This window comes from Roseovarius tolerans, assembly GCF_028885395.1.
In the GTDB taxonomy this organism is placed as follows: Bacteria; Pseudomonadota; Alphaproteobacteria; order Rhodobacterales; family Rhodobacteraceae; genus Roseovarius; species Roseovarius tolerans.
The window spans coordinates 2,854,869-2,870,650 of sequence record NZ_CP118494.1 but is presented as its reverse complement, the minus strand read 5'-3'; the positions used below and the strand labels follow the sequence as shown (position 1 = coordinate 2,870,650).

Annotated in this window: 18 protein-coding genes; 6 read left to right on the top strand and 12 right to left on the bottom strand. The window is 63.2% G+C overall.

Features of this window, described 5'->3' with window-relative positions; translation table 11 throughout:
• Position 1: 1 nt before the first annotated feature.
• The 3 genes from PVU19_RS14165 to PVU19_RS14155 form a co-directional block, all read right to left on the bottom strand.
• Positions 2–1,129 carry an aminotransferase class V-fold PLP-dependent enzyme gene (locus PVU19_RS14165; RefSeq protein ID WP_050662889.1) on the bottom strand — a complete coding sequence of 376 codons (1,128 nt, stop codon included), beginning with the start codon at positions 1,127–1,129 and terminating at the stop codon, positions 2–4.
• Between the two features lie 64 nt (positions 1,130–1,193).
• Complete coding sequence (locus tag PVU19_RS14160; RefSeq protein ID WP_050662888.1) at positions 1,194–1,652, bottom strand: Lrp/AsnC family transcriptional regulator; 459 nt, start codon at positions 1,650–1,652, stop codon at positions 1,194–1,196.
• Complete coding sequence (locus tag PVU19_RS14155; protein ID WP_050662887.1) at positions 1,649–2,104, bottom strand: Lrp/AsnC family transcriptional regulator; 456 nt, start codon at positions 2,102–2,104, stop codon at positions 1,649–1,651. The genes PVU19_RS14160 and PVU19_RS14155 overlap by 4 nt, the downstream gene beginning before the upstream one ends.
• A gap of 127 nt (positions 2,105–2,231) precedes the next feature.
• Here PVU19_RS14155 and ilvC point away from each other — a divergent pair, with 127 nt between their 5' ends.
• Complete coding sequence (ilvC, locus tag PVU19_RS14150) at positions 2,232–3,254, top strand: ketol-acid reductoisomerase (RefSeq protein WP_050662886.1); 1,023 nt, start codon at positions 2,232–2,234, stop codon at positions 3,252–3,254.
• A 55-nt stretch (positions 3,255–3,309) separates the two neighbouring features.
• On the opposite strand, the gene PVU19_RS14145 is transcribed toward ilvC, so the two are convergent.
• Positions 3,310–3,471, bottom strand: a complete 162-nt coding sequence (locus PVU19_RS14145) for a hypothetical protein (RefSeq protein WP_160316363.1) — start codon at positions 3,469–3,471, stop codon at positions 3,310–3,312.
• Between the two features lie 177 nt (positions 3,472–3,648).
• Here PVU19_RS14145 and PVU19_RS14140 point away from each other — a divergent pair, with 177 nt between their 5' ends.
• Entirely contained in the window at positions 3,649–4,497 is an 849-nt protein-coding gene (locus PVU19_RS14140) for a DMT family transporter (protein ID WP_235575809.1), read from the top strand.
• 135 nt (positions 4,498–4,632) lie between these two features.
• On the opposite strand, the gene folP is transcribed toward PVU19_RS14140, so the two are convergent.
• Positions 4,633–5,640 (bottom strand): dihydropteroate synthase, encoded by a 1,008-nt coding sequence (gene folP / locus PVU19_RS14135; protein WP_274789783.1) that lies wholly within the window; start codon positions 5,638–5,640, stop codon positions 4,633–4,635.
• A complete protein-coding gene (locus PVU19_RS14130) occupies positions 5,640–6,569 on the bottom strand; it encodes a dihydroneopterin aldolase (RefSeq protein WP_074785284.1) in 930 nt (309 codons plus the stop codon). Before PVU19_RS14130 ends, folP begins: the two co-directional genes overlap by 1 nt.
• Before the next feature lie 220 nt (positions 6,570–6,789).
• Here PVU19_RS14130 and PVU19_RS14125 point away from each other — a divergent pair, with 220 nt between their 5' ends.
• Positions 6,790–7,374, top strand: coding sequence for a carboxymuconolactone decarboxylase family protein (locus PVU19_RS14125; protein WP_274789782.1), 585 nt, complete (start codon positions 6,790–6,792; stop codon positions 7,372–7,374).
• Here the strand turns inward: PVU19_RS14125 and PVU19_RS14120 are convergent, their stop codons facing one another.
• On the bottom strand, positions 7,375–7,728 hold the full coding sequence (locus tag PVU19_RS14120) for an ArsR/SmtB family transcription factor (protein ID WP_074785433.1): 354 nt from the start codon (positions 7,726–7,728) through the stop codon (positions 7,375–7,377).
• A gap of 283 nt (positions 7,729–8,011) precedes the next feature.
• Here PVU19_RS14120 and PVU19_RS14115 point away from each other — a divergent pair, with 283 nt between their 5' ends.
• The 3 genes from PVU19_RS14115 (at position 8,012) to clpX (ending at position 11,721) form a co-directional block, all read left to right on the top strand.
• Complete coding sequence (locus tag PVU19_RS14115; protein ID WP_274789781.1) at positions 8,012–9,364, top strand: IS1380 family transposase; 1,353 nt, start codon at positions 8,012–8,014, stop codon at positions 9,362–9,364.
• A 302-nt stretch (positions 9,365–9,666) separates the two neighbouring features.
• Positions 9,667–10,299 carry an ATP-dependent Clp protease proteolytic subunit gene (locus tag PVU19_RS14110; protein ID WP_050662834.1) on the top strand — a complete coding sequence of 211 codons (633 nt, stop codon included), beginning with the start codon at positions 9,667–9,669 and terminating at the stop codon, positions 10,297–10,299.
• A 150-nt stretch (positions 10,300–10,449) separates the two neighbouring features.
• Positions 10,450–11,721 (top strand): ATP-dependent Clp protease ATP-binding subunit ClpX, encoded by a 1,272-nt coding sequence (gene clpX, locus PVU19_RS14105; RefSeq protein ID WP_050662835.1) that lies wholly within the window; start codon positions 10,450–10,452, stop codon positions 11,719–11,721.
• 151 nt (positions 11,722–11,872) lie between these two features.
• On the opposite strand, the gene queF is transcribed toward clpX, so the two are convergent.
• The 5 genes from queF to PVU19_RS14080 form a co-directional block, all read right to left on the bottom strand.
• A complete protein-coding gene (gene queF, locus PVU19_RS14100; protein ID WP_050662836.1) occupies positions 11,873–12,337 on the bottom strand; it encodes a preQ(1) synthase in 465 nt (154 codons plus the stop codon).
• A 12-nt stretch (positions 12,338–12,349) separates the two neighbouring features.
• Complete coding sequence (gene queE / locus PVU19_RS14095; protein WP_050662837.1) at positions 12,350–13,090, bottom strand: 7-carboxy-7-deazaguanine synthase QueE; 741 nt, start codon at positions 13,088–13,090, stop codon at positions 12,350–12,352.
• A complete protein-coding gene (gene queD, locus PVU19_RS14090) occupies positions 13,069–13,425 on the bottom strand; it encodes a 6-carboxytetrahydropterin synthase QueD (RefSeq protein ID WP_050662838.1) in 357 nt (118 codons plus the stop codon). The genes queE and queD overlap by 22 nt, the downstream gene beginning before the upstream one ends.
• Positions 13,425–14,123, bottom strand: coding sequence for a 7-cyano-7-deazaguanine synthase QueC (queC, locus tag PVU19_RS14085; RefSeq protein ID WP_050662839.1), 699 nt, complete (start codon positions 14,121–14,123; stop codon positions 13,425–13,427). The genes queD and queC overlap by 1 nt, the downstream gene beginning before the upstream one ends.
• Positions 14,124–14,287: 164 nt before the next feature.
• Positions 14,288–15,766, bottom strand: a complete 1,479-nt coding sequence (locus PVU19_RS14080) for a class I adenylate-forming enzyme family protein (RefSeq protein ID WP_050662840.1) — start codon at positions 15,764–15,766, stop codon at positions 14,288–14,290.
• Positions 15,767–15,782: the final 16 nt, after the last annotated feature.

The window sequence follows — 15,782 nt, the reverse complement described above, 5'->3', positions numbered from 1 at the left end:
GTTACAAAACCCGGTCGAGCACTGTCTCCAGCCGGTTCAACGCGGCGGGCACATCGTAGAGTTTGTCCAGCCCGAAGAGGCCCAGCCGGAAGGTGCGGAACCCATCGGGTTCGCCCACCTGCAGGGGCACGCCGGCGGCGATTTGCATACCCTCTGCGGCGAATTTTTTGCCGTTCTGGATGTCGGGATCGCTCGTATAGCTGACCACCACCCCCGGCGCGCCAAATCCTTCGGCGGCGACCGAAGTCACGCCGCGCGCGGCCAGCATCGCGCGCACCCGGTCGCCCAATTCCCATTGCGCCTCGCGTAATTTTTCAAAGCCGTAGTCGCGCGTTTCGATCATCGTGTCGCGGAAGGTGCGCAGCGCATCGGTGGGCATGGTGGCATGATAGGCATGGCCGCCATCCTCATAGGTCTGCATGATCGCGCGCCATTTCTTGAGATCGAGCGCGAAACTGTCCGAGGTGGTCTCCTCCAGTCGCGCTAACGCGCGCGCCGAAAGCATCACCAGACCGGCCGAGGGGGAGGCTGACCAGCCCTTTTGCGGCGCCGAAATCAGCACGTCGACGCCGGTGGCTTTCATGTCCACCCACGCGCACCCGCTCGCGATGCAATCGAGCACCATCAGCGCGCCGACCTCATGTGCGGCCTCGGCCAAGGCTGTCACATAGTCATCCGGCAGGATCAGCCCGGCTGAGGTTTCCACATGCGGGGCGAAGACCACGTCCGGTTTCGCCTCGCGGATCTTGGCGGTGACCTCCTCGATCGGGGCGGGGGCAAAGGGCGTGGCAGCACCGTTGCCGGTCTGACGCGCCATGCATACGGTGGTGTCAGAGGTGAACTGGCCCGCGTCGAAAATCTGGCTCCAGCGGAAGGAGAACCAGCCATTGCGCACGATCAGAGCATGCGCGCCGCGCCCGAATTGCCGGGCCACGGATTCCATTGCGTAAGAGCCGCCGCCGGGCACGAGCGCGACCGCATCGGCGGCATAGACCTCCTTCAGCATGGATGAAATGTCGCGCATAACCGTTTGGAAAGATTGGCTCATATGGTTGAGCGAGCGGTCGGTGAACACGACCGAATATTCCAAGAGGCCGTCTGGATCGACATGGTCGAGAAGGGCAGTCATGGGGCGTCTCCTGTTGGGTTGCGGCCAAGATGCAGTGCAGGCCCGGGGATGTCCAGTCTCGGGGCTAGCCGATGGGGCCGGGGCGGCGTTCCTCGGACAAGAGCACATTCGCCTCGACGTTGCCGACACCGGGCAAGGTCATGATCCGGCGGCGCAACACGCGCTCAAAATCCGAGATGTCACGCGCCACGACGCGCAGGCGGTAGTCGTAAAGCCCGAGGATATGTTCGACCGTCTGCACCTCGGGGATGGCCGAGACCGCGCGTTCGAAATCCTCGAGGCTGACACGCCCCTTGGTGGCGAGCTTCACACCGAGAAAGACAGTGACGCCGAACCCCAGTTTTTCGTGATCGAGATCAAGGCGTTGCGCCTTGATGACGCCGCTGTCTTGCAGCTTGCGGATGCGCCGCCACGCGGCGGGCTGCGAGAGGCCGAGGCGGCGGCCGATGGCGCTTGCCGATTGGGTCGCGTCTTCGGTGAGCGCGCGCAGGATCAGCCGATCGGTGGTATCGAGGTCGATCATACCGGCAGCACCTCGTCGGACTTGATCCGTGCCACATGCATCAACGCCTCGATATCGGCGATATGCGGCAGGGTCAGGATGGCGCGGCGGTAGAGATCCTGATAATGCGCCATGTCGCGCGCTATGACCGAGAGGCGCAGATCGACGCGGCCAAGAAATGTTTGTATTTCAATGACTTCCGACACGTTTCTCGCGGCCTCCATGAATTCGTCAAAGGCGCGGACCTGCGTCTTGTCGAGGGTGATGCGCAAGGAAACCTCCACCTCGTAGCCGAGCGCGCGCCAGTCGATCACCGCGCGATTGGCGCGGATCACGCCCGTGGCCTGCATCCGGTCGAGCCGCCGGGCGCAGGTTGCGGGGGTGACGCCCGCAAGGTCTGCCAGTTCCGCGGGGCCGAGATGGGGGGCGTGCTGATAGTGGCGCAGGATACGCCGATCCGTGTCGTCGAGCATGAAATTTTATCCATTAGGTAATAAAACGAATGAATATCACGAGAAATAAGCAAATAAAATCGCTTTTGATCCCCTAATCTGCGGCAACGGCCTATCCTGACGCCAGTCAAGCAAAAAGGAGAACGCCATGCGCGTGTATTATGATCGTGACTGCGACATCAACCTGATCAAGGACAAGAAGGTCGCCATTCTGGGCTATGGCAGCCAGGGCCATGCTCATGCGCTGAACCTGCGGGATTCGGGCGCGAAAAACCTCGTTGTCGCGCTGCGCGAAGGGTCGGCATCGGCGAAGAAGGCCGAAGGTGAGGGCCTCAAGGTCATGGGTATCGCCGAGGCGGCGGCTTGGTGCGACCTGATGATGTTCACCATGCCCGACGAGTTGCAGGGCGAGACCTATCGCAAATACGTGCATGACAACATCAAGCCCGGCGCGGCGATTGCCTTTGCCCACGGGTTGAATATCCATTTCGGCCTGATCGAGCCGAAAGAGGGCGTGGACGTCATCATGATGGCCCCCAAGGGCCCCGGCCACACCGTGCGCGGCGAATATGTCAAGGGTGGCGGCGTGCCCTGCCTTGTAGCGGTGAACAACGATGCCTCGGGCAAGGCGCTGGAAATCGGGCTTTCCTACTGTTCGGCCATCGGTGGCGGGCGCTCGGGGATCATCGAGACCAATTTCCGCGAGGAATGCGAAACCGATCTCTTCGGCGAGCAGGCCGTGCTCTGCGGTGGTCTGGTGGAACTGATCCGCATGGGCTTTGAGACGCTGGTCGAGGCGGGCTACGCACCTGAAATGGCGTATTTTGAGTGCCTGCACGAGGTGAAGCTGATCGTCGACCTGATCTACGAGGGCGGCATTGCTAACATGAATTACTCGATCTCGAACACGGCCGAGTATGGCGAATATGTCAGCGGGCCGCGCGTGCTGCCCTACGAGCAGACCAAGAAAGAGATGAAGGCGATCCTGCACGACATCCAGACGGGCAAGTTCGTGCGTGATTTCATGACCGAGAACACCGTCGGTCAGCCGTTCTTCAAGGGCACACGCCGGATGAACGACGCGCATCAGATCGAGGAAGTCGGCGAGAAGCTGCGCGGCATGATGCCGTGGATCAGCGCGGGCAAGATGGTCGATCGCGAGAAGAACTGAGTCCCGACTCACAAAGCCCGATCCGGCCCCTTGCATGGGCCGGATCGCGTCCTGTTTACGGAGCCTTCTTGTGGGCATCACCGTCCCGCGCGAGGGCACTCTTGGGGGTCTCCGCGGATTTGCGCCGTTCATCGGTTTTGCGCTTGCTGCGCAAGGCCAGTATCAGCACCACTACCAGTGTGATCAGGGCCAGCCCGGGTAACAGATAGATATCCATGATGGTCCTCCTTTCGTTTCACAACCGCCCCACCTGCATCGCCCAACCGTCCCGTCAACCGAGGCATCCGGTCACAGGGCTGTCTCCCATCAGTCGAGGATTGGTCAAATTATTGAAATCGCGCCCATAAACTTCCTCCGGATCGGAGCGCTCGGGTTGATTTGGGGGGCGTCTTTCATGTTCATCTCGGTGGCGCTGCGCGACACCGGGCCGCTGATGATCGCGGCGACGCGGATCACACTTGGGGCGGTTTTTCTGCTTGCACTGGTGCGGCTGAAGGGGCGGTCTCTGCCGGATCCGCGCCAGCCCAACGGGCGCATGATCTGGGCGTTTTCGGGCTTCATGGCATTGTTTTCAAACGTTATCCCGTTTTCCCTTCTGGCCTGGGCGCAGCAATCGGTGGCGTCTGGCTTTGCCGGGGTCTGCATGGCGGCGGTGCCGCTCCTGATCCTGCCGCTGGCGCATTTTCTGGTGCCGGGTGAACGGATGAGCCTGCGCAAGCTGGTGGGCTTCGTCATGGGAACCGTCGGGGTGGTTGTGCTGATCGGGCCTGACGCATTCGCTTCGACCGGCAAGGATTTGGAATCATTGGCAAGGTTGGCATGCCTTGGTGTGGCGGGCTGCTATGCCATGGGCACCATCGCCACGCGGCTTTGCCCCGAAGTGGACCGGCTGGCCCTGGCGGCCACCGTGCTGCTGATCGGGGCAGTGATCATCCTGCCCTATGCGCTGCTTCAAGAAGGGCTGCCAACTACATTGAGTGCAAAGAGTTTTCTGGCCTTGCTCTATCTTGGAATCTTGCCCACCGGGGTGGCGCAACTGCTGCTGGTGCAGGTCAATCGCGAGGCGGGGCCGAGCTTTTTCGGGCTGGTCAATTACATGGTGCCGGTCTGGTCGGTGATCCTCGGGGCGGCAGTGCTGTTCGAACCGTTGCCACCGAGCATGCTGGTGGCGATGAGCCTTATTCTGGGGGGCGTGGCGATCAGCCAATGGCGCGCCTTGCGGCGGGTGTTCGCGCGGGGCTGAGCCGGGGAAGTTGGCGTATATCACAGCCCAGTGTCACATGGGCGGGGACAACGCCTGGTGCTGTCAGGTTTTCTAAAGAAACCGGGTAAGACCTGTGGATAAATGCTGCGTTCAGATCGAGATCAAAACAGGTGATCAGCGGGCCGCGAAGGTGACGGCGCGCCATAGGTCGAGGGCTGCGCGGGTTTCAGGGACGTCATGGACGCGCAGGATCTGCACGCCTTGGGCAACGCCGCCGAGCGCCACGGCGAGGGAGCCGGGAATGCGGTCGGAGGCCTGCGGCGTGTGGCTGATGTCGCCGATGAAGCGTTTGCGCGAGGCCCCCAGAAGGACCGGGCAGCCGAATCCGTGAAAGAGCGAGAGATTTTGCAGCAGGCGCAGGTTGTGCGCTTGGGTCTTGCCGAAGCCGATGCCGGGATCGACGACGATGCGCCCGCGCGGGATGCCGAGGGCGATGAGCGCCTCCACGCGCTGCCCGAGCCAGTCATAGACGTCGAGCGTCACGTCGTCATAGCGTGGGTCGCGCTGCATGGTCTCGGGGCTGCCTTGCGCGTGCATGACGCAGACCGGCAGGGCGTGCTGCGAGGCGAAGGGCGCGAGGGCGGGGTCGAAGGTGAAGCCTGCCACGTCGTTGATCAGATTGGCCCCGACGCGCGCGGCCTCTTGCGCCACGGGGGTCTTGCGGGTGTCGATGGAGATGGGCGTCGCGATCTCGGCGCGGATGGCGGCGATCACTGGCGCGGTGCGGCGGATTTCGTCGTCGATCTGGACCGGGGCGGCACCGGGTCGGGTGGATTCGCCGCCCACATCCAGGATCGCAGCCCCGGCGCGGGTCATGGCATGGGCATGAGCCAAGGCCTGCGTGGGATCGAAATGCTGGCCGCCGTCGGAAAAGCTGTCGGGGGTGACGTTGAGGATGCCCATGATCTGCGGCGCGGTCATGTCGAGAGAGGCTATGGGCGCGCGGGGCGCGGTGAGACGGGTCATCGCCGTCTCGGGCAGGTCGCGGGCGGGCATCAGCCGCGGGGCGGCGTCGCGCGCCAGCACCTCGACCGTGTCGAACCAGCACCAGCCGCCCGCGAGCGGCAGGGCATCCTCGGGGCGGGCGGGGTCGGTGCGGGGGATGGGGCGGTAATAGAGCATCACAGGCCGGAGCGGGCGATGTCCTGAATGAGCACCGGCACGTCGCAGGAGGACGGCGGGGCCTCGCCTATGAGCAGCAGGTCCGAGGCCTCGATATGGCCAGCAAACCACGCGGCAAGATCGACCGGCTTGTCGGGGCCGACGGTGGGGCCGTCGACGGCGTCGAGCACGATCTTGGACGGGGCCCAGACGCTGATCTGGCCGTTCTTCATCGCCCAGTCGAGTTCGGTGCGGGTGGCGACCACGACGCAGCGGTCATCACGGCCCGCCAGAACCCAGGCGTTCTGTTCCATTGCTAGCAGGTCGACCCGGCGCTGTGTCATGCGGTGTCCGGTCTTGGGGCTGTCCACGTCGGGGCGGCCGACGCAGAGGATCACCGGCTCTGCCCGCGCCTCGAGCTGATCGAGCCAGCGCGGCAGGTTGGGCGAACGCACCGCCGCGTTGGTCAGGAACACCACATGCGGATGCGGTGCTGTGTCGTGATGCGGGCTGGCGGGCTTGGTGGCCAGATCATCGACCGAGCGGACGATCTCGACCCCGAGCGCGCCGGGGCCGCGGTCGAGTTTCTCGATACGCACGAAGGTGCGGACCGCCTGCGGCTCCCACAGGATGCGTTCGGCGATGCGTTCGGCCAGCGTTTCCAGAAGGTTGAGCCGTTCCTCGGCCAACTCGGCGGTGATCGCCTCGGTCACCTTGTCATAGGACAGGATGCGGTCGACATCGTCGTCGAGCGTGCCGGTCATCGGGCGCACCTCGACCACCACGTTGAAGCAGATCCGCTGCGTGGTGCCGCGCTCGGCCTGAAAGGCACCGATCTCCACCTCGACAGTGTGATCGCGCACCGAAATGCGATCGAGCGGCCCATCGGGGGCCGTGGCCGAGGCGCGCGCGGCGGGATGCTCGAAGGCGAGGCGGATTTCGTGGCTCATCACGGGGTCCTTTCCGATATCGGCGCTTGGGTAGCATGTGGGGGCCGCGCGGGAAATGGGGGAATGCGACGCATGGAGTGGCCCGTGCGGCAGCCGTGTTGCGCCGCACAGGCCGCTCTGCGCCTGCGCACCGGCCTCACACTTAGGTGAACGGTGCGGCGGTTTCATCCAACACGGGCCCAGATTACCTTGGGTTTGACCGCAAGCAAAGGAGGGTCAAATGACTGCTGAATTCAAGGTGGACGCCACCCCCGTGAGTGACGAGACGGCCGATGGTCTGGCCAAGGAGTTGTTGGACGGGGCCCGTGAAAAGCTGGGTTTCGTGCCGAACATGTATCGCGGCATGGCCGTCAATCCGGGCCTGCTGAGCACCTATCTGCACGGCTATGCGCATTTCCGCGAGCAGGCCAATTTCACGCCGCCGGAGCAGGAGGTCGTGTTTCTGACCATCTCGCTGGCGAATGGCTGTGACTATTGCACCGCCGCGCATTCGATGCTGGCGATCAATGTCTCGAAGCTGTCGGAGGCGCATACGCAGGCGCTGCGCGACGGTAGATCGCTGGACGATGAAAAACTGGAGGCGTTGCGCCGGTTCACCCATCACATGTGGGAGACGCGCGGCCTGCCGACCAAGGCCGAGGCCGAGGCGTTCAAATCCGCAGGCTATTCCGATATCCACGTGCTGGAGATCATCCTGGCGATGGCCGTCAAGACGATCAGCAACTATTCCAACCATGTGAACCACACGGATGTGGATGATGCGTTTGCGCCCTATGCGGTGGACAAGACCGTGGAGGCCGCCTGATCAGCCATTGCGCCCCTGCGCGTCGGGGGCGCAAAAGAGGTCATAGACCACTTCGAGCACGCGGCGCGGGCGTTCATCGGCAAGGCTGTAATAGATGGCCTTGCCCTCGCGCCGGGTGCTCACCAGCCCTTCGAGGCGCAGGCGCGACAGCTGTTGCGAAACCGCCGCCTGCCGGGCCGAAAGCAATTCCTCCAACTCGGTCACGGATTTCTCGCCTGAGACCAGATGACACAGAATCATCAACCGCCCTTCGTGGCTGATCGCCTTGAGGAAATTGGCCGCCGTGGTCGCGTTTTCGACCATGCGGTCCATTTCTTCGGGGGAGATCTGGTCATCGAGAACGGGCAGGGGCATGACATGTGCATCCATTGAGAGCGTTGGAGTGGTATTTAGGGCGTTTTTCCGCATTCTGCAAAACATGTGCGGACGTCTGCGCGAAAAAGTGAGCGGCTGTGGCGGGGAAAGCGACGGCAGCGCGGCCGCGTGCCACAAATTAATGCGACGCCCTTGCAGCCCCTTGGGCGCGACACTAAGACTCCTTTACCCGCATTCCCCAAGTAAATCTGTGATTTCGCTGTCCTGAACTCGTTATTTCCTATATAAATCATAGTGTTGATGGCTGAGAGGGACGTGTTTTATGGATCACCCAGAGGGTGCGAGTTCGGATCGGGGTGATCGGGTCGATTTCGACCGCCGCGTGCGGCTGGAGTTCCGGGGTGCGCAGATCAGTTCGGACGGCGGCTTGCTGGTGATGCGCGAGCTCGATGACGCGCTCGGGCTGTCGGGCCTTGCGTCAGAGGCGCTACGCGATAACCGCACCGGCAAGAACACCGTCCATCGGCTCGACGGGCTGTTCCGGCAGTCAGTGTTCGGGCGGCTGGCCGGATACGAGGACGTCAACGATGCCGACCGTCTCGCGCTCGATCCCGTGATGCGTCAGGTTGTCGGTGGTCGGGCTGTCGATACACAGGCTGCCTCGGCCTCGCAAATGGGGCGGTTCGAGACCGAGACGCTGGCCTTGGCTGAGAACCGGGCGGCGTTGGCAGACCTGAACGGCCAATGGATCGACCGCTTCCACGACCGCAACGGGCTGAAGTATATCGTGCTGGACATGGACAGCTCTGTCAGCCCCACCCATGGCGACCAGGAGGGCTCGGCCTGGAACGGGCATTTTGACTGCACCTGCTATCACCCAAACTTCCTGTTCAACCAGTTCGGCATGCTGGAGCGCTGTGCCCTGCGCAATGGCAACGTCCACAGTGCTGACGGCTGGCAGGATGTGCTCGATCCTGTCATCGCCCGATATGCCAAGCGCGACCTCATGCGCTTCTTCCGTGCCGACGCCGCCTATGCGATCCCTGCGATCTACGCGCGGCTGGAAGAGACGGGCTATTTCTACACCATCCGGTTGCCCTCCAATGCAGTGCTCAAGGAGAAGATCGCGCATCAACTGGCCCGGCCTGTGGGGCGTCCGTCGCTGACCAAGGTCAAGCGCATCTACGAGGACATCGAGTATCAGGCGCAAAGCTGGGATAAGCCACGCCGGGTGATCGCCAAGATCGAATGGCATCCGGGCGAGCTGTTCCCAAAAGTCGGCTTCATCGTCACCAATATGCCGATGGACCCGGACTGGGTGGTGCGCTTCTACAACCAGCGTGGCACCGCCGAGCAGCATATCAAGGAAGGCAAATACGCCTTCCGCTGGACGCGGCTGTCATGCAAGCGGTTTCGTGACAACGAGGTCCGGCTGCAACTGCACGCCCTTGCCTACAACTTGGCAACGTTCCTGCGCTGCATCGAGCTCCCAGAGGCCATGGCTGACTGGTCGCTGACATCCCTCCAGCTCAAGCTGATCAAGATGGGGGCCCGCGTCGTGCGTCACGCCCGCGCCATCACCTTCCAGCTTGCCGAAGTCGCGGTCACCGGCCCGATGGTCCGCGCCATTCTTGCCGCGATCCACCGATTGCGAGCGCCACCCTCATGCGCGTGAAAAAAACCAGGCCCAAACCGAACGAAAGCGGCTGGACAGGTCCGCCTGCCGCGCTGAAAAACGCAGTCGTTGCCGCAGGATGACGCCGGTTCACGGCCCGATCCGCCCAAATCGGCGTCCTCGCACGGCAGTCGCGGCCATCACGAGCACAATACGCTTGACCCACTGGGCCCTGTCAGGCAATTTTCGCTTCAAGCGGCAGGCCATTTGGGGAATGTCGGCTTTAGCAACTGACCGGCTACGGTCGGCAAATCCCATCGACCCGGGCAGGCAGGCCCGGGCAAAACAGCAGGCGGGCCCCGATGAACGACCCTATGGATACCTATATGAACACCCTCGTGCCGATGGTCGTCGAGCAGACCAGCCGGGGGGAACGCGCCTATGACATCTTCTCGCGCCTCCTCAAGGAGCGGATCATCTTTCTAAGCGGCCCGGTGCATGATGGCATGTCGAGCCTGATCGTGGCGCAGTTGTTGCATCTGGAGGCGGAGAACCCGTCGAAGGAAATCAGCATGTATATCAACAGCCCCGGCGGTGTGGTGACGAGCGGCCTGTCGATCTATGACACGATGCAATATATCAAGCCCAAGGTCAGCACGCTGGTCGTGGGGCAGGCGGCGAGCATGGGATCGCTCTTGCTGACGGCGGGCGCGCCGGGCATGCGGTTCTCGCTGCCTAACAGCCGGGTGATGGTGCACCAGCCTTCGGGCGGCTATCAGGGCCAGGCGACGGATATCATGATCCACGCCAAGGAAACCCAGAAGCTGAAGGACCGGCTGAACGAGATCTATGTCAAGCATACCGGCCAGACCATGAAGAAGGTGGTGGATGCACTGGAGCGTGACAATTTCATGTCGCCCGAAGAGGCCAAGGACTGGGGTCTGATCGACGAGATCGTCGAGAGCCGCGCCACCGGCGACGACGAGGAAAAATAAGGCGATCTCGGCACCCGGACCGGGGTGCCGCGATTTTCGGATTGTGGTGCTTTTCCGCCTGTCCTAAGCTGGTGGGAGACACGAAAGACAGAGCAAAGGCCCTGACCGGGCCGCATGACGCATAGCGGCGCAGGGTCTGAAAGGTACGTGATGGCAACGAATTCCGGCGGCGACAGCAAAAACACGCTTTATTGCAGCTTTTGCGGCAAGAGCCAGCACGAGGTGCGCAAGCTCATCGCCGGGCCGACCGTGTTCATCTGCGATGAATGCGTCGAGCTTTGCATGGACATCATCCGCGAGGAAACCAAGAGCGCGGGGCTGAAATCGAGCGAGGGTGTGCCGACGCCGCATGACATCTGTCAGGTGCTTGATGACTATGTGATCGGGCAGGCGATGGCCAAGCGGGTGCTGTCGGTCGCGGTGCACAACCATTACAAGCGCCTGAACAATTCCGGCAAGAGCGATATCGAGCTGTCGAAGTCGAATATCCTGCTGATCGGCCCCACCGGCTGTGGCAAGACGCTGCTGGCGCAGACGCTGGCACGCATCCTCGATGTGCCCTTCACGATGGCCGATGCCACGACGCTGACCGAGGCGGGATACGTGGGCGAGGATGTAGAAAACATCATCCTCAAGCTGTTGCAGTCGTCCGAATACAACGTCGAGCGCGCGCAGCGCGGCATCGTCTATATCGACGAGGTCGACAAGATCACCCGCAAGAGCGAGAACCCGTCGATCACCCGCGACGTGTCGGGCGAGGGGGTGCAGCAGGCTCTGCTAAAGCTTATGGAGGGCACCGTCGCCGCGGTGCCGCCGCAGGGCGGTCGCAAGCATCCGCAGCAGGAATTCCTGCAGGTGGACACCACCAATATCCTGTTCATCTGCGGCGGGGCCTTTGCCGGGCTCGACAAGATCATTGCGCAGCGTGGCAAGGGCAGCGCAATGGGCTTTGGTGCCGATGTGCGCGGCAATGACGAGCGGGGCGTCGGTGAAATCTTTACTGATCTGGAGCCGGAGGATCTGCTTAAGTTCGGTCTGATTCCGGAATTTGTCGGGCGTTTGCCGGTTCTGGCGACGCTGGAGGATCTCGACGAGGACGCGCTGGTGACGATCCTGACGCAGCCCAAGAACGCGTTGGTGAAGCAGTATCAGCGGTTGTTCGAACTGGAGGGGGCGCAGCTCAGCTTTACCGATGATGCGCTGACCGCGATCGCGAAACGCGCGATTGCGCGCAAGACCGGTGCGCGGGGCCTGCGCTCGATCCTCGAGGATATTCTGCTCGACACGATGTTCGATCTGCCGAGCCTGGAGAATGTCGAAGAGGTGGTCGTCAACGAGGAGGCTGTGAACTCGGACGCGGCACCGCTGATCATCTACGCGGAATCCAAGGGCAAGAAGAAAGAGGGTGCGAGCGCGGGGTGAAGCGCGGCACCGCCTAGGTTGGATGGGGCCCGCGTGTGATGCGCGGGCCTTTTTTGTGGGGAGTTGCGTTTGGCTTGGAGCTGACATTTGCGTGAGCCGCGCATCGCGCGGGTGCGTCAATCCAAGGTTTGCAACAGGCCCAAGCCCGCGCTTATCCCCGCCCGCGATAAGGCGGCACGCCCTGATCGGGGATCCATACGCCCTCGGGCATGGGCCCGGTTTGCCAGAACACGTCGATCGGGATACCGCCGCGGGGATACCAGTAGCCGCCGATGCGCAACCATTGAGGATCGAGAAACTCGACCAGACGCCGGGCGATGGTGATTGTGCAATCCTCGTGGAAGGCCCCGTGATTTCGGAAAGAGGTGAGGTAGAGTTTGAGCGACTTGCTCTCAACCAGCCAGGCACCCGGCACGTAGTCGATCACCAGATGGGCAAAGTCGGGCTGGCCGGTCATCGGGCAAAGCGAGGTGAATTCGGGCGCGGTAAAGCGCACGTTATAGACGGTGTCAGACTGCGGGTTGGAGACCCGTTCCAGCACCGCCTCTTCGGGGTGTTGAGGTACCTGCGTTGTGCCGCCCAATTGCTTGAGGTCTTTGTAGATATTGTCGCTCATTGTCTTTCTCCTTCAAACCCCGCGCTTGTTGCCCCAGAGCATGACATGCAATTGCGGCAATACCTTCGCCGCGAACCATCCGTCAGCCACCACGCGATCCACCAGCCAGCGCATGCGGTCATCTATGCCGTCCTGATCCACGACCGCGCTGTCATCCTCGGGCGGCGGCGGGGTGTGGTTGCCCGGTTGCAGGTAGAGCGGCAGGGCTGGGTAGCGCGCCGCCACGTCCTGCGCCCAAAGGTAATCCGCCTCGTCGAAGATCACGATCTTGAGGACGGCCGGGGCGGTGCCGGCCGCTGTCACGCAGTCCTCGAACACGGGCCAATCGACGGTCATGCCGGACGAAGGTGGCTTGGGGCTGAGCACCAGCATGTCGAGCGACGCGAACCAGTCGCGCGCGACGGAGCCTTGGGTCTCCATGGCAAAGCGGTAGCCCTGTGCCTTGCCCATCTCGATCAATGGCCCAAGCGGCTGGATCGCCGGATTGCCACCCGAAAGCGTGACCATCAAGGGCCGGTCGCCCGAGAGGTGCGCCACCTCGGCCATAACCTCGGCGGGCGGCATGGGGGCCCAAGTGGCGCGATACTCCGCATTGACCGCATGCAGGCTGTCGCACCATGAACAGCGGTAGTCGCAGCCGCCGGTGCGCACGAAGACCGTGGGTTCACCAATCAAAGCGCCCTCGCCCTGAATGGTCGGGCCGAAGATTTCCGAAATGCGGATCGCCTCGCTCACGGCCGGTATTCCGCCCATGTCTTGGGGGTTTCGCTGACCTTGACGGCGGTCACTTCGGGCCAGCGGGCGCGGCACCAGTCATAGAAATGCTTCGCCATGCGCTCGGCAGTCACGCAATCGTCGCCCAGCACGTCATTGAGGTGCCGGTGGTCCAATTCATCGTCGATATAGCGCTTCAACTCAGCCAGATCGAGGTAGTCGCGCACGAAGCCATGTGGGTTGAGGTCGGCGGCGGTGAGTTCGACCACGACGATGTAATTATGGCCGTGCAGCCGAGCGCATTGATGCTCCGGCGGCAGGCCGTGCAATTGATGCGAGGCGGAGAAATGGAATTCCTTGGTGATCCGGTACATCATGCGCCTCCTTTCGCCACGGCGGTGAGCCAATAGTCGGGATCGGCATACTCGGTTGGATCGGCCACACCCGCCAGATGAAACGCCTCGCGCCGCTCCACACAGGTGCCGCACCGCCCGCAATGCCGCGCGCCACCCTTGTAGCAGGACCATGTCTCGGCAAAGGGCATGCCGTGGCGCGCACCGTCGGTGACGATATCGGCCTTGGAGCCGTGCAGATAGGGGGTGTAGAGGGTGATGTCGGCATAGCCCTCGAGCGCGGCGTCCTGCATCGTCTGAAAGGCATTAACAAAGCCCGGGCGGCAGTCAGGGTATATGAAGTGGTCGCCGCCATGCACCGCCATGGCCACGGCCTCGGCCTTTTCTGCTGCGGCCATGCCGAAGGCGATGGTCAGCATGATAGCGTTGCGGTTGGGCACGATGGTGATCTTCATCGTGTCCTCGGCATAATGGCCGTCGGGCACGTCCACATCATCGGTCAGCGCCGAGCCCGAGAGCGCGGCACCGATCTGGCGAATATCCACCACCTTATGCGGCACACCCAGACGGCGCGCGCAGGAGGCGGCGCATTCCACCTCTTTCACGTGGCGTTGCCCGTAATCAAAGCTCAAAAGCCCCGCCAATTCATGCTCAGCGGCCACCTTATGGGCGAGCGACACGGAATCGAGCCCGCCCGAGCAGATAACTATCGTCTTCATGGTGTCATCCTTGTTTTTTAAAGCGGGTAGGCTGCGACCGCTTGGGCGCGCGTCTAGCGCCTTTGGCCTGCAAGAACAAGTGTCGTTTGGTGGGGAAGGCCCTTGCAAGGCGCGTGGCAAGGCGTTTGAAAACGCCTTGCAGTCGTTTTCGAAAACGATTGCGGTCAGGCGTCGAGGCGGGCGCGCAGATCGGTCTTGAGCACCTTGCCGTAGTTGTTCTTGGGCAGGCTTTCGGTGGCGATATAGCGTTTGGGGCGTTTGAACCGGGCGATATGGGCGCGGCAATGGGTGTCGAGTGCGGTCTCGTCGAGCGGGCCGTCGCTGACCACGAAGGCCACCACCACCTCGCCCCACTCGGCATCGGGCGCGCCGACCACGGCCACCTCGGAGACCGACGGGTGAGTGAGCAGCACCTCCTCGACCTCGCGGGGGTAGATGTTGGAGCCACCGGAGATGATCATGTCCTTGGAACGGTCCTGCAGCGTGACATAGCCCTGCGCGTCCATCCGACCCAGATCGCCGGTCCAGAGCCAGCCGCCGCGCAGCGCGGCATCGCTGGCCTGCGCGTTCTGCCAATAGCCCGGCATCACCGTGTCACCGCGCACGAGGATTTCACCCACCTCACCGGGCGGCACATCGGCCCCTGTTTCATCGGCAATCCGCACCTCGACCACGGATTGCGCGCAGCCCACCGAGGCGAGGCGCGCGTGCCAGTCGGGGTGGCTGCGGTCGGCTACGTCGCGGCGCTGCAATGCGGTGATCGCCATGGGGCATTCGCCCTGCCCGTAGATCTGGATAAAGACCGGGCCGAAGGTCTCGACCGCCGCGAGGATATCCGCGAGATACATCGGCCCGCCTGCGTAGACCACGCTGCGCAGCCCCGTGCCGGGCGTGCCGGTGGCGCGGGCATGGGCGGTCAGGCGTTTGACCATGGTCGGGGCGGCGAACATGTGCAGGCGGTCGTGATGCTGCGCCAGATCGAGGATCTCGCCCGCGTCGAACCCGCCCGAGGCCGGGCAGACATGGCGCGCGCCGCGCAGCACATGGACCATCGCGTAGAGCCCTGCACCGTGGCTCATTGGCGCGGCGTAGAGCGTGGCGTCCTCCGCGCTCACCTCGTCCACATCGGCCAGATAGCTCAGCGACATGGCGATCAGCATCCGGTGGGTGATGCACACGCCCTTGGGCCGGCCGGTGGTGCCGGAGGTGTAGAAGAGCCAGGCCAGATCATCGGGCGCGCGGGCGGTGAGGCGTGGCAGCGGCGTGCCGCGCGGGAGGTGCTGCGCGGTGACGCCCTGCGTGGCGAGGGCTGCTTGGCCGGTGCTGTCGGCGAGGGTCAGGCGCGCGCCCGCGTCGTCGATGATCCAGGCGGCCTCGGCGGCGTGCAGCTTGGCATTGATCGGCACCGCAGCGGCCCCGGCATACCAGATGCCATAGAGTGCCAGCAGATACGCGGGCGCATTGCCCATGAAGATTGCGACCCGGTCGCCGGGTGTCACGCCCTGTTCCACAAGTGCGCCCGCCACCTCGCGCGCGGCACGATCAAAGCCCGCGTAATCCATCACCCGCTCGCGCCCGAGAAAAAGCGCGGCGCGGTCGGGCATGGCCTCTGCCGTGCGTTCGAGCCAGATGCCGATATTCATTGCCGGTCCTCCCGAT